Source organism: Pseudomonas sp. NFACC46-3, assembly GCF_900114515.1.
GTDB lineage: Bacteria > Pseudomonadota > Gammaproteobacteria > Pseudomonadales > Pseudomonadaceae > Aquipseudomonas > Aquipseudomonas fluorescens_Q.
The window spans coordinates 396,191-417,361 of record NZ_FOTH01000001.1 but is presented as its reverse complement, the minus strand read 5'-3'; the positions used below and the strand labels follow the sequence as shown (position 1 = coordinate 417,361).

Annotated in this window: 16 protein-coding genes; 7 read left to right on the top strand and 9 right to left on the bottom strand. The window is 59.2% G+C overall.

The window, feature by feature from the left end:
• Positions 1 to 21: 21 nt before the first annotated feature.
• The 6 genes from BM300_RS01710 to BM300_RS01685 form a co-directional block, all read right to left on the bottom strand.
• On the bottom strand, positions 22 to 1,530 hold the full coding sequence (locus tag BM300_RS01710) for an amino acid ABC transporter permease/ATP-binding protein (RefSeq protein WP_092221705.1): 1,509 nt from the start codon (positions 1,528 to 1,530) through the stop codon (positions 22 to 24).
• Between the two features lie 106 nt (positions 1,531 to 1,636).
• On the bottom strand, positions 1,637 to 2,443 hold the full coding sequence (locus BM300_RS01705) for an ABC transporter substrate-binding protein (RefSeq protein ID WP_371914645.1): 807 nt from the start codon (positions 2,441 to 2,443) through the stop codon (positions 1,637 to 1,639).
• A 73-nt stretch (positions 2,444 to 2,516) separates the two neighbouring features.
• Positions 2,517 to 3,569 carry an isopenicillin N synthase family dioxygenase gene (locus BM300_RS01700; protein WP_092221707.1) on the bottom strand — a complete coding sequence of 351 codons (1,053 nt, stop codon included), beginning with the start codon at positions 3,567 to 3,569 and terminating at the stop codon, positions 2,517 to 2,519.
• Positions 3,570 to 3,582: 13 nt separating this feature from the next.
• Positions 3,583 to 4,434, bottom strand: a complete 852-nt coding sequence (locus tag BM300_RS01695) for a sugar phosphate isomerase/epimerase family protein (protein ID WP_092142267.1) — start codon at positions 4,432 to 4,434, stop codon at positions 3,583 to 3,585.
• Positions 4,435 to 4,789: 355 nt separating this feature from the next.
• On the bottom strand, positions 4,790 to 5,767 hold the full coding sequence (locus tag BM300_RS01690; RefSeq protein ID WP_092142264.1) for a hypothetical protein: 978 nt from the start codon (positions 5,765 to 5,767) through the stop codon (positions 4,790 to 4,792).
• Positions 5,767 to 7,236, bottom strand: coding sequence for an AAA family ATPase (locus tag BM300_RS01685; protein ID WP_092461819.1), 1,470 nt, complete (start codon positions 7,234 to 7,236; stop codon positions 5,767 to 5,769). Before BM300_RS01685 ends, BM300_RS01690 begins: the two co-directional genes overlap by 1 nt.
• Before the next feature lie 284 nt (positions 7,237 to 7,520).
• On the opposite strand from BM300_RS01685, the gene BM300_RS01680 reads away from it, so the two are divergent.
• Both BM300_RS01680 and aldA read left to right on the top strand, forming a co-directional pair.
• Positions 7,521 to 9,701: a PQQ-dependent dehydrogenase, methanol/ethanol family gene (locus BM300_RS01680; protein ID WP_092142258.1), complete on the top strand. Its 2,181-nt coding sequence runs from the start codon at positions 7,521 to 7,523 to the stop codon at positions 9,699 to 9,701.
• A 62-nt stretch (positions 9,702 to 9,763) separates the two neighbouring features.
• A complete protein-coding gene (gene aldA, locus BM300_RS01675) occupies positions 9,764 to 11,197 on the top strand; it encodes an aldehyde dehydrogenase (protein WP_092461817.1) in 1,434 nt (477 codons plus the stop codon).
• 64 nt (positions 11,198 to 11,261) lie between these two features.
• Here the strand turns inward: aldA and BM300_RS01670 are convergent, their stop codons facing one another.
• Both BM300_RS01670 and BM300_RS01665 read right to left on the bottom strand, forming a co-directional pair.
• Positions 11,262 to 13,184: a sigma-54-dependent Fis family transcriptional regulator gene (locus BM300_RS01670; RefSeq protein WP_092461815.1), complete on the bottom strand. Its 1,923-nt coding sequence runs from the start codon at positions 13,182 to 13,184 to the stop codon at positions 11,262 to 11,264.
• Positions 13,185 to 13,346: 162 nt separating this feature from the next.
• On the bottom strand, positions 13,347 to 14,240 hold the full coding sequence (locus BM300_RS01665) for a LysR family transcriptional regulator (RefSeq protein ID WP_092461813.1): 894 nt from the start codon (positions 14,238 to 14,240) through the stop codon (positions 13,347 to 13,349).
• 94 nt (positions 14,241 to 14,334) lie between these two features.
• Here BM300_RS01665 and BM300_RS01660 point away from each other — a divergent pair, with 94 nt between their 5' ends.
• Complete coding sequence (locus tag BM300_RS01660) at positions 14,335 to 15,501, top strand: MFS transporter (protein ID WP_092142245.1); 1,167 nt, start codon at positions 14,335 to 14,337, stop codon at positions 15,499 to 15,501.
• Positions 15,502 to 15,778: 277 nt separating this feature from the next.
• Here the strand turns inward: BM300_RS01660 and BM300_RS01655 are convergent, their stop codons facing one another.
• Positions 15,779 to 16,657, bottom strand: coding sequence for a LysR family transcriptional regulator (locus BM300_RS01655; protein WP_092142241.1), 879 nt, complete (start codon positions 16,655 to 16,657; stop codon positions 15,779 to 15,781).
• 133 nt (positions 16,658 to 16,790) lie between these two features.
• Between BM300_RS01655 and BM300_RS01650 the strand changes: the two genes are divergently transcribed.
• From BM300_RS01650 to BM300_RS01635, 4 genes are all read left to right on the top strand, one after another.
• Positions 16,791 to 17,657 (top strand): alpha/beta hydrolase family protein, encoded by an 867-nt coding sequence (locus tag BM300_RS01650; RefSeq protein WP_092461811.1) that lies wholly within the window; start codon positions 16,791 to 16,793, stop codon positions 17,655 to 17,657.
• Positions 17,658 to 17,783: 126 nt separating this feature from the next.
• A complete protein-coding gene (locus tag BM300_RS01645) occupies positions 17,784 to 19,352 on the top strand; it encodes an ABC transporter substrate-binding protein (protein WP_092142235.1) in 1,569 nt (522 codons plus the stop codon).
• Positions 19,353 to 19,363: 11 nt separating this feature from the next.
• Entirely contained in the window at positions 19,364 to 20,305 is a 942-nt protein-coding gene (locus tag BM300_RS01640; RefSeq protein WP_092461809.1) for an ABC transporter permease, read from the top strand.
• Positions 20,302 to 21,171, top strand: coding sequence for an ABC transporter permease (locus tag BM300_RS01635; protein WP_092221720.1), 870 nt, complete (start codon positions 20,302 to 20,304; stop codon positions 21,169 to 21,171). Before BM300_RS01640 ends, BM300_RS01635 begins: the two co-directional genes overlap by 4 nt.

Here is a 21,171-nt window from a genome sequence, read left to right as displayed (position 1 = left end):
GAGGATCCAATCACACCCAGTTCAGACCCGCATGAATTTCTTGATTCTCTCGCCGCACTGATCAGCTCGGATCATCCCAGGCTTCGCATCCAGTTTGACCAGGCCGTCCTCCATGAAAACCACCCTGTCGGAAATTGACATGGCGAAGTCCATTTCATGGGTCACGATCAACATGGTCATGCCTTCTTTTGCCAGGTCGCTGATCACCTTGAGCACATCGCCGACCAGTTCCGGGTCAAGGGCTGAAGTAGGCTCATCGAACAGCATGATGTGGGGATCCATCGCCAATGCGCGGGCGATTGCCACGCGTTGTTGCTGGCCGCCCGACAACTGATGCGGATACTTTTGCGCGTGAGCCAGCAGCCCGACCTTGTCCAGCAGGGCGTAGGCGCGCTGCTCGCTGATGGACTTGTCGCGGCCGTGATAGCGCGGCGCGAGGGTGACGTTGTCGAGAATGGTGCGATGGGGAAACAGGTTGAAGCTCTGAAACACCATGCCGATGCGCTGTACCCCGTGGCGTACTTGTTGCGTGTTGGTGTTGTCACCGGCGTGGATATAGCTTTCGCCGAACAGAATGATCTCGCCCTGGTCGATGCTTTCCAAGGCGTTGACGGTCCGAATCAGCGAGGTTTTTCCCGATCCCGACGGACCGATAATGGAGATCACCTGACCCACGTTGACATCAAGGTCGATGCCCTTGAGCACGGCGTGCTGGCCGTAGCGCTTGTGAATGTTGACCAGTCGCAGGGCGGGTGCCGAGCCAGGCCCCGGCGCTGTACGAGCGTCCGCCGGAGAGGGCGCCGCCGGTGACGCGCGCAGACGCCGCAGGCTGATGTCATCCAGCGTTTGTGGTTTGCGGTTGTTGAGCTCCAGGTGTTGCTCCAGCCAATGAAATAGCCAGCCGAGCACGGTCACGATCAGCACGTAATACACCGCCACGGCCGACAGGGTTTCCATGACCAGGAAGTTTTGCGCGTAAAGGCGCTGGCCCACGGTCAACAGTTCGGTCAAGGAAATCACCGAGACCAGCGAGGTCAGTTTCACCACGGTGATGTATTCGTTGATCAGTGTCGGCAGGGAAATGCGGAACGCCTGTGGGATCACGATCAGGCGCTGCAGGCCGATCAGGCCGATGCCCAGTGCACGGCCGGCTTCTTTCTGGCCTTTGGCAACGGATATCAAGCCGCCACGATGAATTTCCGCCATGTACGCCGCCTCGGTCACCACCAGCGCGAACAGGCCGGAATAGAACGGGTTGGACAGTACGCCACGGGTGATCGGGAACATCTGCGGCAAGTTATAGACGAACACCACCAGTACCAGCAGCGGCACGCTGCGAAAGAACCAGATGTAAACCGACGCTGGCACGCTGACCCAACGCGTGGCCGAAAGCTTGGCCGACGCCAGCAGGAAGCCCAGCAGCATGCCGATAAACCAGGCCAGCGTGCTGAGTTCCACCACCGTAATGCAGGCTTTCCAGAAGTCCGAGACCGAAAACAGAGAAAAAAAGTAGGGCCATTCAAATTGCATGTGTACCTCCAACTGCTGGCGTCGACGGAGGCTTCACCTATGCCGGGCAGTCAAGCGAACGCCGCCGACTGTGGGAGCGGCCTCGCTCCCACAGGGCTGCACTGAGTCAGTTAGTCGGTTCTTCCAGGTTGTATTTCTTCAACAGGGCGGCGTATTCACCTGACGCTTTCGTCGCGTCAAAGGCCTTGAGCAGCGCCTGATAGAGCGCGTCGTTGTCCTTTTTGACGTAAATACCCAGTGTCTGTTGATAGATCGAGTGCTCGGTGCTGATCACTACCCGGCCTTTGGTGCGTTCCGCGATCATGCCGGCGGCGCCGTCGATCTCCACCTGAGCCTGCACGTTGCCGGAGAGCAGCGCTTGGGTCACTTCAGGGGCGGACGGAAATTCGCTGACCATGATCGCGCCCTTGTTATTCGGGACGCAGTAATCGGTCGAGAGTTTGTTGAATTGCGTCACCCAAGTGGTGCCTTTTTCCAGGCCGACCTTCAGGCCGCAGAGGTCTTCCGGTACTTTCGGTTTCAGCGGGCTGTCCTTCAGCACCATGATCGCTGCGCCGGTCTTGGCGTATGGGATGGTTTGCGCTTGAGTCTGCCGTTCGGGTGTGATGTACATGCCCGAGATGATCGCATCATAGTGACCGGCGTTCAGGCTCAGCAGCAGGTTGGAAAACTTGGTGTCAACGAAGTCAGCCTTGAGGTCCAGATGTTTGGCGAGTAACCGCGCCAGTTCGGGGTCGGAGCCGACGACATTTTTTTGTTCGTCGTATGATTCGAAGGGCGGATAGGTGATTTCCATACCGACCTTGAGGGCACCGGGTGTCACCGTCGTCGCTGCGTGGGCTCCTGCCGCACCGAGGATCGCGAAGGCCAGCAGGGACAAGCGGACAGCGATATTCATTGGATTGCGCATCATCGGTGACTCCACGTCGAAAAAGTAGGATTGGACTGGTTTTGAAACAGGGCTGTTTTGGAACTGGGCGGGGGCATCAGGACGCTTCCTGCGTCTGGTTCTTCAAGTGACCGAAGCTCGATGGCTTGCGTGCGCGCTCATACAGCTTGAGTTCGCCGCGTTCGACTTTGCGGCGCAGGTATTGATAGGTTTGCAACGCTTGACCAAACATGTGCTCACCGATGGTGATTTCCTCGTAATCCTTACCGCCTTCAAGAAACTGCGGCAGTGGCTTGATTTGCGTGTGGAAGTCGCACGCATAGAAGAGTGGGAACGAGTAGCGCTCTTCGCTGACGCTTCGCACTCGGTGAGCCGTAGCGACGAATGTGCCTGCGGTCATGACCTCCAGCATGTCGCCGATGTTGACCACAAAAGTACCGTCCATGGGCGGCGCATCAATCCATTGCCCCTGGTCGTTCATCACCTCGAGGCCTGGCTTGTCGGCAAGCAAGATGGTGAAGCACTCGTAGTCGGTATGCGCACCAATGCCGGGCGCGTCTTGAGCCGCCAGGTCAAACGGGTAATGGATCAGGCGCAGCTTCGACGGGGGGCGAGTCACCATTGCCTCGAAATAGTCTTCCTCCAGGCCCAAGGCGAGGGCGAAACCCTTGAACAAGCGACGACCTAATGCAAACACCGCGGCGTAGTAAGCTTCGACGGCGGGACGGAAGCCCGGCAAGTCTGGCCATTCGTTGGCCCCGATCAATGGCGTGCCGGCAATGACCAGCGGATCGTCTTCGCTCACTTCGAAACCGATATCGAAAGCTTCCTTGTGATCCGGTTTGCCTTTGGCATAGACCTCTTCACCTTCAGGCACAAAACCCTTGTGGCTGCGTGAAGTACCGATGTAATGCTGCATTTTGTACTCAAGCGATTGGGCAAACAGGTCCTTCGCCGCTTGACGCAAGCCGTCGATCAGTGACGGCTCGATGCCGTGGTTCTTGATGTACAGGAAACCGACTGCGCGGGCGGCGTTACCCAGTTCTTCGGCCACTGCCTGGCGCTGAGTGATGTCGTCGCTGTACAGCCCGGCGATGTCCACCACCGGAATGCGATTGAAGTTGGCGGTCGTTGGTGTTTTGTCAGGCATGAGGCAGCGCTCCTTATCGGGTTGAGGTGCAGGCGAAACGCCGAAAATGCTCGCGCTCGGTGTTTGCCATCCACACGTTCAGCGACCACAGATCGGCCACCGGCACGTTGGTGAAGGGCAGGTGATGCAGATAGCCGTCGGCGCCGAACTCCGGTGTCAGCGTGCTGACCTGATACCCGCGTTTTTCCTGGGATCGCCAGATGGCCTCCCAATGTTGCTGATGGAAGGCAAGCGCTTGGCTGTACTCGGGGGCGGCGGGGTGAGGCACTTGCGGTCCCTGGTCATAACCGACTCGGGCCTGGATATGGTGAACGCGTTCGACGAAGGCGCTGAGGTCGTCTTCCGGATCGTTGAGCAGGCGTTCGCAGGTGACGACCCAATGACTGATGTCGCTGGTGAAGCGCAGGTCCGGCAGTTGACGAATCAGCTCGAGGGTGACCCAGGGATTGAATAACGAGCGAGCGCGATGGGTTTCAAAGGCGCACACCTGGCCATGCTTGCGCGCGACGTCCATCGCGCGGCCAAAGAAGTCGACTTGCTGTGCCAGTGGCCAGCGGTCGTTGCCAGCCAGCAGATTGACGAAGCGCGGTGCCAACTCAGCCGCCCAGCCGAGTTTTTTATCGAGGTCCAGAAGGTGTTCGTCGACGGTTGCCGACTGTTCCGGTAGAACGTCGTAGGCGCTGAAGACGGTGCTGATATAGCTGACTTTGTTGATGCGTAGAAAGGCTGCGAACTCGGCGCGTTCGCTGGCGGTCATGGGCAGGCGGGCTTCCATGCCATCGAACCCGGCTTCAAGCAACTCATCGAGCGCTTGTGCCTTGCTCGCGGTATAGCCCCACAACGTTCGGAATATTTCCAGCTTCATCGATCGACTCCAAAGGTTCCTTCGCATGATTGACACAGCGACGTTGCGGCGCTAACCGAAACGCACAACGAACGGCAGTGACAATCAGAAAAGGCAAGCTTCGGGCCGCATCTCTATGGAAAGGCTCCTTTGTTGCCGCAATAGTAGGGAGGGGCGGTTGGCGGAAAGAATAGGGAAGCGCAAAAAGATAGTTCAGAGATTTCTAAACTATTGGTCAATGGCCGCGACCCTGATCGTCTTCACGCCCATGATGTCGATTGAGGTCATTTTTGTGTCACGACAGGCGTGTCATTAAGCCGTGGGGAGCCGGATCACCGATAGCATGCGCCCTTGCAAAGATGAAGAGTCTTTTGCTCTAAGGATAAGGTCTGCTGAGTAAAGAGGTCCGGTCGAATTGATCATATAAATCAGCGAACATTTTTCCGTGCAAATAGTGTTTGTATCGCTCTCGATCGAATCGAAGTTGCCGCATTTCTTTTTCCTTGCTCGGTGGAAGAGCCAGGAATGCACCCTCTTGCAATGGACCTATAGCGTGGGCTTGTAGCAATTCATCTAGCCCATCGATACTGGTTTTTGAACCGACGAAGTCAGCACCTTGTTGGGAAAACAGATCGTAACGTTCGTGTAGCTGGAACATTCGCAGGGTATTGACTGACTTGGCGCAGGTAGGGTCATAGGTGATCCGAACTTTCAACTGATCTTTGATGTTTTCGAAGTCGCTTACAATGTCGACTATAGTACTACCTGGCTTCTCGCAACGAAAATGCAGGGATTCCGAGTCGAACAGAGGGTGCAAATAGGAATGGTCGCCTGTATCCTCGGCGCCCTTCAGGCGAGAGTTACAGATCGAGCAGCTGGGAATGAGATTGTGCAAAGCCAATGCAAGATACGGGTAGCGATGCTGAGGATAATAATGATCCAGGTCTGGCCTGATGCCTTTCTCTGCTTCCTTTGTGGTGAGCATGTAAGCGTGATGACAATAGGGGCATATTTTGTAAGTGCTGCTTTTGCACAGTTTGTATGCTGACCAGCAATGTACACGCTTGGAAGTGAATTTTTTGTAATCGAATGTCTTTCTTAGAAAGGAATCCAGTACGGAGCGTTCGTGTCGAGAAATCTTTCGCTTCAGTTTCTCATAATAACGGATGGAGGACTGCAGTCCGCTCGGACTCTTAGCGGTTAACTGGATTTTGAGGAAATTCAAAAATTGCGTGGCGGGTTTCTCGATAGATGTTTTTTTGAGCGACTTTATTCCTTCGTTGATACATTTTTCCAAGTAACGATTGTGCGAAGCGTATGCCGTTTTCCAGACGTCCGATATATTGATCAGCATTACGAGCGCTCCTTGTTCAGCAGATAATCAATTTCCCTTGAGATGATAGGGTCCTCGATGATGCTCCGGACATACCTGTCTCGCTCCGTCATTTGGCCTTGGGCGGCATTGTGCAGAGTCTTATTAATTTCTCGGATGGCAAATGCACCCATCGAACGGGCACCAAACGAGCGGTTTAATACTAATTGCATGGGGGCGCCGAAGGATGGCTGCGGTTCATCACTGTCAAAAGTCGCAACGAACTCTCTTGGCACATCAGTAGCCAGTAGAGGGGAGTGGGATGCCAGAATCAATTGTAGGCAATCGATCTGGAGCTCCTCCTTGCATTGGCTCAAGAAGTCGTTGATTTGATAGACATATTGCCGTTGCCACTCCAAATGTAAAAATGCGTCGCCTTCATCGATCATTACCAGTAACTTGCGGAACCCACGGGTTCGCAATTCCTTCAATGATTCGTACAAAGCGATGATTTGTTGCATGATCGCCCATTGTCCTGAGCTGATATGAGGATACCCAAGTCGACAAAGCTTGAACGCTTCCAATCGTTCGAGTCTGATACGTTGCTCTTGGGTAATCAGGGGCCGAGTGTAGATTAGAACATTGCTGCTACTGCCTGGTGCTGGTTCGAAGTGCTCATGCCTAAGCAGGTATTCGGTCATTTTGGCAAGTCGGTGCAATTCAGGCAGGCGTGGATCATCTTGCGGCGAAGGTAAGAACTCAAAATCCAGATATGTTTTGAGAAAGCTGATGACCAAAACGATACTGGCTTGGCGCTTCTCCAGTAGTTGGGTAACTACAGCAAGGCAAGCAAAAACCTGATGCGCCCTGGCGCTTTGGTGTAGCTTGCGTAGCAGTAACTCAACGAGGGTCTGAAATTGTTCGGTATAGCGGGAATCTGCAAGGTTGTATTCCGACTGGCTGGTTTCAAACTCCGAGACATTATCAAATATTCGCTTGCGCTCTTCGAGTTCGGCGAAATTAAAAGCATCGAGAATGGCAGCGGTACGAAACTGCCGGTTTTTCAACAATGCTTCAGCTAACAGTCGAGCAATTTTTCGGTATTCAGCTCGCAATGTAGCGGTCAACTCTACGTCGAGGCCGAAGGCAGCCAGAATGTTAGAGTAGCGGTCTAGATTATTGAGATTTTCCACTGGACGCTTTGAGGCGTTGATGAAGTTTTTGGTACTGCGAAGGCTTGGCCTGTTTTGTGCGGGCGTGTAGTACAGGATTCCCCAATCGTTTAGCTGCTCCGGTGTGGCCAGGCGTTCGGTGTTGAGGATAATCTTACAGGGTTCGTCCAGTGATTGATTGCGTCTTGTGCCGAAAGCTTCAGCGATTTCTTGCAAGGTTCGAGTCTTGCCGGATCCATTCTTGCCAATGAGCAGAGAGATCGAATCGATGTCAAACAGGTTGAGAGCGCTGCTTCTTAGGTTAAGGGTTTTTCGCCCGGTTAATATTGTCCTGATCATGTGCTGGAGTCCATTGCGAATGCCGTCGATTAGAAGCCGCTCAAACTGGCAGAATCGGCTATTGCCAATTCGTGAATAGCGCCTACCGCGCTACACCTGTGCCGCCACTGTAGCGCTACTCGCTACACCTGTAGCGTCTTTCATGGATGAATAGCGCTTCGCCCCATCCCTGAATCCCATCAAATCAAGCTGTCGGCCCTATTTCAAGTCAATGGCATGGTCATTGCTCCTTCACGGGTGCGCATCGATATGACCGCGCCACTAATAAGAAAAGGACTACGCCCATGAGACAGATTGGCCATGCCTCGTTTTCCGGTGTTCGATCTACCGTCGCCGGTATCCCTCTGAAATCCCTGGCCGGCGCTTTGCTGTTGAGCCTGGCCACTGCGTCCGCCTTGGCTGCTGAGACGCCAGCCAATGTCGACAGTCAGCGACTGATTGCGGCCGATAAAGAACCCGGCAACTGGATGAGCACCGGGCGGACCTATGATGAGCAGCGCTACAGCCCGCTCAAACGGATCAGCGACCAGAACGTCGGTCAGCTTGGGCTGGCCTGGAGCTACAAGCTCGATCTGGATCGTGGTGTCGAAGCCACGCCGATCGTGGTCGATGGCGTGATGTACACCACTGGGCCGTTTTCGGTGGTGTACGCGCTGGATGCCCGTAACGGTAAATTGATCTGGAAGTACGACCCGCAATCGGACCGTAACCGCGCGGGCGAAGCCTGCTGCGACGCGGTCAACCGTGGCGTGGCCGTGTGGAAGGGCAAGGTCTACGTGGGCGTGCTTGACGGGCGCCTGGAGGCCATCGATGCCAAGACCGGTCAACGCGCCTGGTCGGTCGATACCCGGGCCGATCACAAGCGCAGCTACACCATCACCGGCGCGCCCAGGGTGGTCAACGGCAAGGTGGTGATCGGCAACGGCGGCGCGGAGTTTGGCGTGCGCGGCTATGTCACCGCCTACGATGCCGAGACTGGCAAGCAGGCCTGGCGGTTCTATACCGTGCCCGGCGACCCCAAGCTACCACCGGAAGACAAGGGCATGGCCATTGCCGCCAAGACCTGGCATGGCGACGCGTTTGTCGAGCAGGGCGGTGGCGGGACTGCCTGGGATTCGTTTGCCTTCGACCCGGATTTGAATCTGCTGTACATCGGTGTCGGCAACGGTTCGCTGTGGGACCCGAAATGGCGCAGCCAGGCCAAGGGCGACAATCTGTTCCTGTCGTCGATTGTCGCGGTCAACGCCGATACCGGTGAGTACGTCTGGCACTACCAGACCACCCCGGGTGACGCGTGGGACTACACCGCGACCCAGCATATGATCCTCGCCGAACTGCCCATTGACGGGAAACCGCGCAAGGTGCTGATGCAGGCGCCCAAGAACGGTTTCTTCTATGTGATCGATCGCGCTACCGGCCAGTTGCTTTCGGCCAAGGGCATCGTGCCGCAAAGCTGGACCAAGGGCATGGATATGAAGACCGGTCGGCCAATCGTCGATGACGAGAACGCTGCCTATTGGAAGGACGGCAAGCGCAAGCTGGTGACGCCGGCCTTCTGGGGCGCGCATGACTGGCAGCCAATGTCCTACAACCCGAACACCGGGTTGGTGTATATCCCGGCCCACATCATGTCCGCCTACTACGAGCACATTCCCGAGGCGCCCAAGCGCAACCCTTTCAAGAGCATGTACCAGTTGGGCCTGCGGACCGGAATGATGCCGGAGAATGTCGACGGCCTGTTGGAAATGGCCAAGGGTTGGTCGGGCAAGCTGATCGCCTGGGACCCGGTCAAGCAGCAGCCGGCCTGGGAAGTGCCCTACGTGACCATCTTCAATGGCGGCACCTTGAGTACCGCCGGTAACCTGGTATTCGAAGGCAGCGCCGATGGCCGGGTGATCGCCTACGCGGCCGACACCGGTAAGAAACTCTGGGAGCAGCCTGCGGCCAGTGGGGTGATGGCAGCACCGATTACCTACAGCGTCGATGGCGAGCAGTACGTGACGTTCATGGCCGGTTGGGGCGGGGCATTTTCCACCTTTGCCGGCGCCCTGTCGCTGCGTGCCGGGGTGCAGCCCTTTTCCCAGGTGCTGACCTACAAGATTGGCGGCACAGCCAAGTTGCAGGAACCGGCGCCGCGTCCCGACACCCCGAAACCACCAGCGCTGAGCACCGACACCGCGGCCATCGAGGCCGGCGGCAAGCTCTATGACGGATATTGCTCGCAGTGCCATGGCATCCACGCGGTCAGCGGCGGCGTGTTGCCGGATCTTCGCAAGCTGACGCCGGAGAAACACCAGATGTTCCTCGGCATCCTGTTCGGTGGGCGTGTGCCCGATGGCATGCCGTCCTTTGCCGATGCCTTTACCCCCGAGCAGGTCGACCAGATCCATCAGTACCTGATCAAGCGGGCCCACGACCTTCAGGACGAAGGACTGGCCTGGAAAAAATTCAGCGCCAAGCAATAAGCCTCCGGCCGGCCGGTAGCCTTGCCGGTCGGTCGCACATCCTCGACAGGAGAGACGCGGATATGAGTGACATCATCTACCAGAACTACATCGCCAATGCCTTTATCGCCAGCGACGAGCATCTTGAGGTCCATAACCCGGCCAACGGCCAGTTGCTTGGGCGCGTGCCCCAAGGCAGCACCGCCGAAGTCGAGCAGGCCATCGCAGCCGCGCGCCAAGCCCAAAAGGCCTGGGCTGGCCGCCCGGCCATTGAACGTGCGGGCTATTTGCGCAAAATTGCCAGCAAGGTGCGCGAACACGGCGAGCGTTTGGCTCGGACCATTACTGCCGAACAGGGCAAGGTCCTGGAGTTGGCGCGGGTCGAAGTGAATTTCACGGCCGACTACCTCGACTACATGGCCGAGTGGGCGCGGCGCCTGGAAGGCGAAGTGCTGAGCAGCGACCGGGCCGGCGAGAGCATCTTTTTGCTGCGCAAACCCCTCGGCGTGGTCGCCGGGATTTTGCCGTGGAATTTCCCGTTCTTCCTGATCGCCCGCAAGATGGCGCCAGCGCTGTTGACCGGCAATACCATCGTCATCAAGCCGAGTGAAGAAACGCCGATCAACTGCTTCGAGTTCGCTCGCCTGGTGGCCGAGACGGATCTGCCCGCTGGCGTCTTCAACGTGGTTTGCGGCACTGGCGCAGCGGTCGGCCATGCACTGAGCAGTCACCCGGGCATCGACCTGATCAGCTTTACCGGCAGCGTCGGCACCGGTTCGCGGATCATGGCCGCTGCGGCACCGAATATCACGAAACTCAATCTGGAACTGGGCGGCAAGGCACCCGCCATTGTTCTGGCTGACGCTGACCTGGACCTGGCGATCAGGGCCATTACGGCCTCGCGGGTGATCAATACCGGGCAAGTGTGCAACTGCGCCGAGCGAGTCTACGTCGAGCGCAAGGTGGCCGATGCGTTTATCGAAGGTATTGCGGCGTCCATGGCGGCCACCCGGTATGGCGATCCTCTGGCCGAACATGGGTTGGACATGGGGCCGCTGATCAATCGCGCGGCGCTCGACAAGGTGGCGCAAATGGTCCGGACCGCGAGCGGGCAGGGTGCGCAGATTATCACCGGCGGCGCGGTGGCCGATCTAGGCCAGGGTTTCCACTACCAGCCAACCGTTTTGGCCGGGTGTTCCGCGAACATGGAAATCATGCGCAAGGAGATCTTTGGTCCGGTGCTTCCGATCCAGATTGTCGATGACCTCGATGAGGCGATTGCACTGGCCAATGACAGCGAATACGGCCTGACCTCGTCGATCTACACTGCAAGCCTGAGCGCTGCCATGCAGGCAACCCGCTCGCTGGATTTCGGTGAGACCTATATCAACCGCGAGAACTTCGAAGCCATGCAGGGCTTCCACGCCGGGACGCGCAAGTCAGGTATTGGCGGCGCTGATGGTAAGCACGGGCTGTACGAATACACCCATACCCATGTGGTGTACATCCAGGCGTGACAGTTCGACCGCCATCAAAAAGCGCCCAGGCCGGATTCACGGTCTGGGCGTTTTGTATAGGGGATCAGAGACGGTCGTTGGGTTGCACCAAGCGTTGTTTTTTCATCTGTCGATAGAGCGTCGAGCGAGCGACCCCCAACTCGGCGGCTGCCGCGCTGATGTTCCACCGATGCCGGCGCAAGATTTCCAGCAGATTCGACGCGGGTGGTTCGCTGCCCATGGATGGGCTGGCCAGCCGGGCATACGCGTCGCCCTGCAGCAGTTCGGCGGGGAGGCAGTCGACATCGACATAGCCGTCCTCGGCCATCGCCACCGCGTAGCGCAGGGCATTGATCAGTTGGCGGATATTGCCGGGCCAGGACGCCTCCAGCAGGCATTGGCGGGCCTGGGCGGTGAGCTGCACACCCTTGGCTTCGGCTTGGCTGTCGAGCAGACGCTGGATCAGTTGTGCGCGGTCACTGCGTTCGCGCAAGGGCGGCAGACTGAGGTTCATGCCGTTGAGGCGATAGAACAGATCCTCGCGAAAGTGTTTGTCGCGCAACATACCTTGCAGGTCTTGGTGCGTGGCGCAAATCACCTGGATGTCCAGTGATACCGGCATTGGAGCACCGATGGGGCTGATCTCCCGTTCGGCCAGTACGCGTAGCAGACGGGTTTGCAGATGGGCTGGCATATCGCCGATTTCATCGAGAAACAGCGTGCCGCCATTGGCCAGTTCCAGCTTGCCCTTCATGCCTTTTTTATCGGCACCGGTGAAGCTACCGCCACGGTAGCCGAACAGTTCACTCTCGATCAGGCTCTCGGGGATTGCCGCGCAGTTGAGTGCGATAAAGGGCTCGTCCCGACGCGCGCTGGCCTGGTGAATGGCTCGCGCAAAAGCCTCTTTGCCAGTGCCTGTCTCGCCGGTGATCAGGATGGCGATGTCTTTGTCGATGACCTTGTGCAAGCGGCGCACGGCCTGCTGTAGCGTCGGGTCATCACCGGCCAGTTGCTCCAGATCGGGGTGGCGGGGCCGCTGTGCCTTGGCCGGCGCTGGCGCCAGACGGTGATGGCTCGCGGGGATGCGCAGGCTCAGGTCCAGCAGCGCTTCGTCGTGCCGTGCACGCAGGCGCAGGCCGCGGGCGCCGCCGTTGGTCAGGCGCAGTAGCTCGTCGACGCCCATGGGCAGCAGTTGGTCGATAGGGCCGCCCAGCAGATGTGGGCCATCGGCCTGGTCATGGGCAACAAAGGCCGCGTGATTGGCACCGATCACTCGACCACTGTCATCCAGTGCCAGCAATTGCTCGTTGGCGAGATCGGCAATCTCGTCGATGGGCTTGAGCGAGAGGGTCAGCCGATCGCGGTAGTTTTGGCGAAAGTGTGCGTTCTCGATCAAGCGGGCATACAGAATCACCAGCTGCAGGGTCAGGTATTGGCTTTCCTTGGGGCCATTGCTGTTCAGGCAAGTAGCGTTCAAGCAACCCTGCAACAGGCCCTGGGCGTTGAAAATCGGCGCAACGGAACAGCTCAGGCGAGCATTCGAGGTGAGGAAGTGCTCCTCGCGGTGGATGATCAAAGGCTCGGCCGCAGCCAACGTGGTGCCAATGCCGTTGGTGCCGGCGATGGACTCGTCCCAGCGCGCCCCGACCACCAAGCCCGAGCGGACATAAGGAACAGGCTGGTCGGGCAGGCGGGCATCGAGGGTGATGCCGTGTTCATCGCTGAGCAACACCGCGAAGCCGGCCGGTACCACGCGCCGGGCCAAACCGCTGACGCCCTGGCTGGCGATATCGAGGTACTGTTGGTGTCGTTGCTGATGCTGGCGGATATCTTCGGCGCAAAGAACATCCAGGCGCGCGGACGAGGAGGGATCGAGTCGATGTTTTATGACGCTGCGATACCAGGACTGGGCAATCACCCGGTCCGGCCTGATTCGCCGCTCAGGGAAATGCTCGTTGACGAAGGCAGCGAGTTCGCTCGGATGGGGCTGCGCGCTATGCCGAGTCATGGGAGGCTCCGTGTAGCGTGCCGCTTCAGAGGGCGGGCACGGCGTTATTGTTATAGGTGCGACGAGCCACGGCCGTCAGGGCTTTAAGATAGTCCCTGTTCGCGGTTGACGCTATGCCAGGCCACATCTCAAGCACCCGGAAGGATTAAGTGACGCCACCGCTTACATCCGGTGATGTTCCAGCAGGAAATCCACGAACAGCCGCACCCGCGCCGGCATTGCCGAGCCCCCCACGAACACCGCATGGATCGGTTCTCGGTCGCCTGGGTTCCAGGCTTCCAGCAGCGGTATCAGGTCTCCGCGCTGCAGGTCCTCGCTCACGGTGAACTCGCCGATACGGGCAATGCCGGCACCGACTCGCGCGAATTGTGCCAACGCTTCACCACTGCTGCATTCGATGTTGCCGCTGACCTTCAGGGAGAACTCTCGTCCGTCGCGGATGAATGGCCAGTTGGGTTCGGCGCGCCGAAAGTTGAAGCGTAGGCAGTTGTGCCGTAGCAGGTCCTCCGGTTCCACCGGGGTGCCATGGCGCTGCAGATAGTCGGGCGATGCCACCACGACCTGGCCAGTGTCGCCGATCCTGCGCGCGGTCAGCGGGCTGTCGGGTAGATGACCAAAGCGCACCGCCACGTCGGCCTGGCCGCCGAGAATGTCGACCACTTCGTCGCCCAGGGTGAGGTCGACGACGATGTTCGGGTAGCGGGCGCTGAAGGCTGCCACCAAGGGAACGATGGCCTGCCGCCCATGGCCAAGGGCGGCGCTGACGCGCAATCGGCCCCTGGGTACGCCCTGGTCGGCGATGGCTTCTTCGACCTCGTCCATGTCGGCCAGGATGCGCCGGGCGCCGCGCAGGAACGCCTCGCCCTCGGCGGTGAAGGTGATCGCTCGGGTGGTGCGCAACAGCAGGCGGGTACCCAGGCGTTGTTCGGTACGCGCGATGATCCGACTGACCGCCGAGGGTGTCAGCCCTAATGCACGCGCGGCGGCTGACAGGCTGCCTTCCCGCGCCACGGTGGCGAACACGCTCATTTCACCTGACCTGCCGTTGAAGTCCATTTGTGCCTCTTGCGCAAAGGTGATTGCCAGAAATGCTATCTACCGCCTGAAAAGACGGGATCGTAGCATTCGCAGCATAGATGAGGAGCCTTCCATGCGTATCAATCCACCACTTGTTGCACTCGCCATTGGTGCCTTTGGCATCGGCGTGACCGAGTTCGCCCCCATGGGCATGTTGCCGGGCATCGCTGCGGACCTCGGCGTTTCCATTCCCGCCGCCGGTCTGTTGGTCAGTGCCTACGCCCTGGGCGTACTGCTCGGCGCGCCGTTGATGACCCTGACCACCGGCAGGATTCCCCGGCGCTATCTGCTGATCGGGCTCATGGCGATTTTTACCCTGGGTAATCTGATGTCAGCCCTGGCGACCGATTACTACAGCCTTATGGTCGCCAGGGTGGTGACCTCACTGAACCACGGTGCGTTCTTTGGCGTTGGCTCCATCGTCGCCGCCAGCGTGGTCGCTCCGGAGAAACGTGCCGGGGCGGTGGCGGCCATGTTCATGGGCCTGACCCTGGCGACCATCGGCGGCGTGCCGCTGGCCACCTGGTTTGGCGAACTGTTCGGCTGGCGCACGGCATTCTGGGGTATCACCGGCCTCGGCGGGGTGACCATGGCCGCGTTGTGGTTCGCCTTGCCCAACCTGCAAATGCCGCAAGGCGTCGGCGTGCTGGCTGAAATTCGGGTACTGGGCCGTGGTCCGGTGCTGGGGGCGTTGGCCCTGACCGTCGTCGGCTCGGGGGCAATGTTTACCGTCTTCACTTACATCGCACCGATCCTCAGCAACGAGACCCACGCATCCACCGCTTACATCACCGCCATGCTGGTGCTGTTCGGTGTGGGATTGACGCTGGGCAACATGTGGGGTGGCAAGGCCGCCGACCGCTCGATAGACCGTACCCTGATCGTTTCGCTGAGCGTGCTGATTCTCGTCTTGCTGGCGTTCACCGCGCTGATGCGTTGGCCACTGCCGGCCGCCGTGGCCATCCTGATATGGGGTATCGCCAGTTTCGCCCTGGTGCCGCCGCTACAGATGCGCGTCATGGAAGCCGCCAAGGACGCGCCCAATCTGGCCTCGGCGGTGAATATCGGTGCCTTCAATCTCGGCAACGCGATAGGTGCGGCGCTGGGCGGAGCGGTGATCAATGCCGGGTTGGGTTATCCGGCGATTTCCCTGGCCGGAGCGGCGATGGCGGGTCTGGGGCTGCTGATGGTGTTGGCTTTTGCCTGGCGTTCCAGAGCGGCTGCAACGGCGGTTGCGTGACGATGCTGTGAGGGGGGGACTGTTAGTCCCCTTCGCCTCACGCGCCTGCTTGGCCATCGTGCGGCTAAACCCGCTGACGGATTGCCAGAGATAAAATCGAAGGCGGCTTGGGTGACGGCCGGCAGTGGGAAGCGATGCCGCGCACCGGGCTTGCACCCAATCCAAAGCGGGCTCATGAAGCCCGGGTGAGGAGACCGGGCATGACCCGAGAGCCTGAAGCCGGGCCACGGTTTGACTCCAGGCTATCTGGCGTTGCGGGAAAAGTGACAGACAAGAATCACTTCGCCACGGCCGACATCAGTAGCTTGCGAATCTCTCCGGTAATCGCACTTTTGGTGCCCTGTTCCAAGATCCCCACCCGACGTACGGCCAGGTCGCCCGGTAGCGGTAGCACCCGCAGGCTGGGGTCTTTGTGCCAGTCGAAGTTTTTCAGCAACGGCACGATTGCCACACCGACTTGTTGGCGAACCAGATCGGCGATGCCAATGATCGAGTTGAGCTCCAGGATCTCCAACGGCTCGACCGATTCGCTCTTGATGATCGACTGCACTTTTCGGCCCACTGCCGTGGATCTGTCGTAGCGAATGAACGGCTGCGTCCTGAGCAATTCCACGGCGTCGTCGATACCGGCGGTTTGTGTGGCATTGGCAAGCATGACGATCGGTTCGTTGTAGAGCAGGGTCCAGCTCAAGCCATCGAAGTTCTGCCGCGTGGTCTCGATCAGCAAGGCGGCGTCGAGCTTTGCGGCCTGTACGAGGTTGACCACTTCATCGGAGCGAGCGGTCATCAGATTGACCGATATCCGTGGGTGCAGCTTTTTCAGTTGCACCAGGCAATTGGCGAGCAAGCCCATACCGGAGGTAATGCCGCCGATGGACACTTCACCCTCCATGGCCATGTCATCGGGCGCTTCGGCGATCATTTGCTCGTAGTCCGCCAGCAAGCGCTTGGCTTTGGGCAGCAGCAACACGCCATCGCGATTCAGCTTGATCTGCCGCTGGCTGCGGTCGAACAGCGGCCGGCGCATCTCTTCCTCGAGTGCGCGCATTTGCTGCCCGACGGCGGCGTTGGTGAGGGCCACGCGTTCAGCCGCGGCGGCAAAGCTGCCGTACTCGGCAACGGCGATAAACGTCTTGAAAAAACGGATGTTGCTCATGGGGTGGTCCCGTAGCCGTGGGCAGGTCTTATTGTAAATATTTTGTTCAAGATCGATAAAGTTTAATTAGTTTTTCTTTTTGTGGCGCCCGGCCAATACTCAAACCCGAACTGACTTGGCGAATTTTCCACACATGAGCAATCCAGAGAACAATCCTATCGACGCCGCCTTGCGCGCTGCCAGGAGCGTCTATCACCTCGGCGTCACGACGGTGTACTCGCACCAGGAAGACAGCCGTTTTGCCTACACCCTCTATGTGCCCGAGAGCATCGAGGACAGCACTCGACCCGTGGACCTGGTGGTGTCGTTGCACGGTTCCACCCGTGCGATGGAGATTTATCGCAATGGCTTCGCGGAGTTCGGCCGCTGGAACGACTGCGTGGTTCTGTCCCCGCTGTTCCCGGTCGGTGTGCTGGGTGATGGCAATGGGGACGGTTATAAGCAGTTGGTCGAGGGCGATATTCGCTACGACAAGGTTCTGCTCGACATGATTGCCGCCGTGGGTAAGCGCTACGGGCGCAGCTTTGACTCCTTCGCGCTGTTCGGTTACTCGGGCGGCGGGCAATTTGCCCATCGATTCTGCTATCTGCACCCGGAGAAACTTTGGGCAGTGTCTATCGGCGCGCCGGGTTCGGTTACCTTGCTGGATGCCGACCAGGACTGGTGGGTCGGGGTGCGGGACTTCGCGACGCGCTTCGGCAAACCACTGAACCTGCAAGCCTTGCAGCAACTGCCGGTGCACATGGTGGTGGGTGATGCGGACCTCGAAACGTGGGAAATCACCCATCGCGAAGACGGTAAACACTACATGGCAGGCGCCAACGCCGCCGGACGCACACGCCCGGAACGCCTGGCGACCTTGAAGGCAAGTTTCGAAGCTGCCGGTGTCCAGGTGCACTTCGACCTGTTACCCAATGTGGCCCACCAGGGCATCAAGGCCATGCCGGCGGCCCAGGATTTCTTCGCCAGGGTATTGCGCCACAAACGCAGCCTTGGCTGATACAACGCTGGTAGATGCACTCAGAACAGACCGTATAACAATAACCAAGGATTCAACCATCCTGACGCCGGTCCTGCCTTGGCCCTCGCCATTGACCGGAATATTTCTTCAAGGAGTCTTTCTCCCGTGAACAGTTATGTGAAGGCGGCGCTGGTCGTCGCGATATCGGCGTGCACAATGTCCATGGCCGTGGCGCAAGACAAGGTCATCAGGGTTGGCCTCAATGGTGATATCCGTAGCACCGACCCGGGCGTCAACCGCGACGACAATACCGACGCAGTGATGATGCATATCGTCGAGGGGCTGGTGGCGTATCGCGAAGACACCAGCATCGCGCCAATGCTGGCCCGCACGGTCGACATTTCGCCGGATGGCCTGCGCTACACCTTCACCTTGCGCGACGGGGTGCACTTTCAAAATGGCCAGTTGATGACGGCAAGGGAGGTGCAATGGACTTGGCAGCGCTACCTTGATCCCAAGACCCAGTGGCGCTGTCTGGCGGAGTTCGATGGCCGTGGCGCAGCCAGGATTGTCGATGTCTCCACCCCCGATGCGAAAACCGTGGTGTTCCAGCTAGACCAGGCCAACGGCTTGTTCCTGGCCGCGATGGCCCGCCCGGATTGTGCCGGCAGCGGCATCCTGCACCCGGACTCGGTGGCGGCTGATGGCAGTTGGCGCACACCGATCGGCACCGGCCCGTTCGCCCTGGGCAAATGGCAGAAGGGCCAGTACGTCGAGCTGGATCGCTTCAAGGCGTACACCCCGCGCACGGAGGCAGAGGCGGACGGTTACACCGGCAACAAGCAGGCATTTATCGACAAGGTGCGTTTCGAGGTGATCCCCGATTCGGCGTCGGCCAAGGCCGCCTTGCTGTCTGGTGGCGTGGACTTGCTGCCGGACGTGACGGCGATGGACGCTGCACAACTCAAGCAGGTCAACAACCTGGAGATTCAGGTCAGCCCGATCATGACCATCAGCGGCTTGTTGTTCCAGACCCGCGACCCGTTGCTCAAGGACGTGCGTATTCGGCGTGCGGTGGCGCTGTCCCTGGATTACGCGCAGATGGTTGCAGCATTGTCCGATGGCTTGTCGGTGGTGAACAACTCGGTGATTCCTACCGCCAGCCCCTATTACGACGCCGCTGCGCACCAGGGTTACACCTACAACCTCGACGAAGCGCGGCGCCTGTTGAAAGAGGCGGGTTATGGCGGCGAAAAAATCCGCATGCTGGTCAACAAGCGTTACCCGCAGATGTTCGATATGGGCTTGCTCAGCCAGGCCATGACCCAGGCGGCGGGGCTCAATATCGAGATGGAAACCCTGGAGTGGGGCACGCAACTGGAGCGCTACCAGACCGGCAGCTACCAGATGATGTCGTTCTCTTATTCGGGACGGTTCGACGCGGCGCAAAGCTACGAGTCGGTGATTGGCGACAAACAAAAGGAACCACGCAAAGTCTGGGACAACCCTGAGGCCCTGGCGATATTGCGTGAAGCCCAGCGTGAGTTGGACCCCGCCAAGCGCCGGCCCCTATTCGACAAGCTGCATGCCTTGATGCTCAAGGATGTGCCGATGGTGGTGATCTACAACGGTACAGCCATCGGCGCCATGAACAAGCGCATTGAAGGTTACCGCTCCTGGCCCGTTGCCAAGCCACGCCTGTGGGGCGTGAAGCTGGCCGACACTACCCACTGAGGCATACGGCTATGTTTCGATTCATATTGCACAGGCTCGGCATGGCGGTGCCGACCCTGTTGCTGATCTCGGTCATTGTGTTTGCCTTGATCCGCCTGATCCCCGGTGACCCTGCGCTGCTGATGCTCGGCGACATGGCCGACCTGAAAAGCCTGGCCGATATGCGTAGAAGCCTGGGGCTGGATCATTCAGTGGTGACTCAGTACCTGGTCTGGCTCAAGTCGGTGCTCAGTGGCGACCTTGGAATATCCATCAGCAGTCGCCAGCCTGTGCTGGAGTTGCTGGTCGAGCGTTTCAGCGTCAGCGCCACGGTGGTGCTGGTGGCAGTGTTACTGGCGACCCTGCTCGCGGTGCCGGTGGGCTTGCTCGCGGCCTGGAAGCAAAACAGCGCGATGGACCTGGGCCTGGTGGCGACTGCGACGTTGCTGTTGTCGGTGCCGAGTTTCTGGCTGGGGTTGCTGTTGCTGTATGTCTTCGGCATTCAGTTGGGCTGGTTGCCGGTGATCGGCTACGTCGGCTTCGCCAGCGACCCTGTGAAGGCGCTGACGTATGTGGTGCTGCCGATCATCACCTTGACCCTCGTGGAGTTCGGCGCCATTGCGCGGATGGCGCGGGCCAGCACCATTGAAGTGCTCCGCCTGGAGTACATCGCCCATGCACGGGCCAAGGGTTTGTCCGAGCGTGCGGTGCTGTGGAAGCACGCCTTGCGCAATGCGTTTGCGCCGACCTGGACGCTGATCGGTCTGATCCTCGGCAATTTGCTCGGCGGTATCGCAGTCCTGGAGACCGTATTCACCTTGCCGGGTATCGGCCGGTTGATGGTCGATGCGATTTTTTCCCGCGACTACCCGGTGCTGCAAGGCTGCCTGCTGCTGGTGACGTGCATCTACGTGGTGGTCAACCTGTTGGTGGATCTGCTGTATCCGTTGTTCGATCCAAGGGTGAAGCTATGAATCCCAAGACTCCTGCTTTGCCGACCGGGCTGGTTACTCCGCCTCGGCGGTCCTGGCGTTACCCGCCGCTGAATGCATTGATCGGCGGCACGTTGCTCGCCGCCCTGGTATCGCTGGCTCTGCTGGGCGTGGTGTGGACGCCGTACGACCCACTCAAGCTGGACCTGTTGTCGCGCCTGCATGCGCCGAATGCAACGCACTGGCTAGGCACTGACGAATTCGGCCGCGACGTATTCAGCCGTTTGATCATCGGTGCGCGCACCAGTCTGTGGATCAGCCTGCTCTCGGTAAGCGTGGCGGTTATCTGCGGCACGGTGATCGGCATGCTCGCCGGTTACCTGCGTGGTTGGACCGATCGCGTGCTGATGATGCTCAACGATGCACTGCTGGCGTTCCCCGGCATTCTCATGGCGCTGGGCATCATGGCGATCGTCGGCGCCAGTCAGTACGGCATCGTGCTCGCGCTGGGCATCGCTTACACCCCCTCGGTGGTGCGAGTGGTGCGGGGCAGCGTGTTGTCGCTGCGGGAGCTGGAGTTTATCGAGGCGTCGCGAGTGATTGGCAACTCGGAGTTGTACACCATGTTCCGGCACATCACCCCGAACTGTCTGGCGCCGCTGTGCGTGCTCGCCACCAGCATGTTCGGCTGGGCCTTGCTCTCGGAGAGTGCGCTGAGCTTCCTTGGCCTTGGGGTGCCACCGCCCGCCGCCACCTGGGGCAGTATGCTTTCGGCCAGCCGTACCTACATTTCGACTGCGCCGTGGTTGGGTATCTTCCCGGGCATCTTTATCAGCCTGACGTTGTTGGCTATCAATCTGTTCGGCGATGCCTTGCGTGATCGTCTCGACCCGCGCATGAGGAAATGA

Bases quoted from the DNA above. Each gene is read 5' to 3' on its own strand.
- BM300_RS01710 (WP_092221705.1), bottom strand. From the start codon at position 1,530: ATGCAATTTGAATGGCCCTACTTTTTTTCTCTGTTTTCGGTCTCGGAC.
- BM300_RS01705 (WP_371914645.1), bottom strand. From the start codon at position 2,443: ATGATGCGCAATCCAATGAATATCGCTGTCCGCTTGTCCCTGCTGGCC.
- BM300_RS01700 (WP_092221707.1), bottom strand. From the start codon at position 3,569: ATGCCTGACAAAACACCAACGACCGCCAACTTCAATCGCATTCCGGTG.
- BM300_RS01695 (WP_092142267.1), bottom strand. From the start codon at position 4,434: ATGAAGCTGGAAATATTCCGAACGTTGTGGGGCTATACCGCGAGCAAG.
- BM300_RS01690 (WP_092142264.1), bottom strand. From the start codon at position 5,767: ATGCTGATCAATATATCGGACGTCTGGAAAACGGCATACGCTTCGCAC.
- BM300_RS01685 (WP_092461819.1), bottom strand. From the start codon at position 7,236: ATGATCAGGACAATATTAACCGGGCGAAAAACCCTTAACCTAAGAAGC.
- BM300_RS01680 (WP_092142258.1), top strand. From the start codon at position 7,521: ATGAGACAGATTGGCCATGCCTCGTTTTCCGGTGTTCGATCTACCGTC.
- aldA (WP_092461817.1), top strand. From the start codon at position 9,764: ATGAGTGACATCATCTACCAGAACTACATCGCCAATGCCTTTATCGCC.
- BM300_RS01670 (WP_092461815.1), bottom strand. From the start codon at position 13,184: ATGACTCGGCATAGCGCGCAGCCCCATCCGAGCGAACTCGCTGCCTTC.
- BM300_RS01665 (WP_092461813.1), bottom strand. From the start codon at position 14,240: ATGGACTTCAACGGCAGGTCAGGTGAAATGAGCGTGTTCGCCACCGTG.
- BM300_RS01660 (WP_092142245.1), top strand. From the start codon at position 14,335: ATGCGTATCAATCCACCACTTGTTGCACTCGCCATTGGTGCCTTTGGC.
- BM300_RS01655 (WP_092142241.1), bottom strand. From the start codon at position 16,657: ATGAGCAACATCCGTTTTTTCAAGACGTTTATCGCCGTTGCCGAGTAC.
- BM300_RS01650 (WP_092461811.1), top strand. From the start codon at position 16,791: ATGAGCAATCCAGAGAACAATCCTATCGACGCCGCCTTGCGCGCTGCC.
- BM300_RS01640 (WP_092461809.1), top strand. From the start codon at position 19,364: ATGTTTCGATTCATATTGCACAGGCTCGGCATGGCGGTGCCGACCCTG.
- BM300_RS01635 (WP_092221720.1), top strand. From the start codon at position 20,302: ATGAATCCCAAGACTCCTGCTTTGCCGACCGGGCTGGTTACTCCGCCT.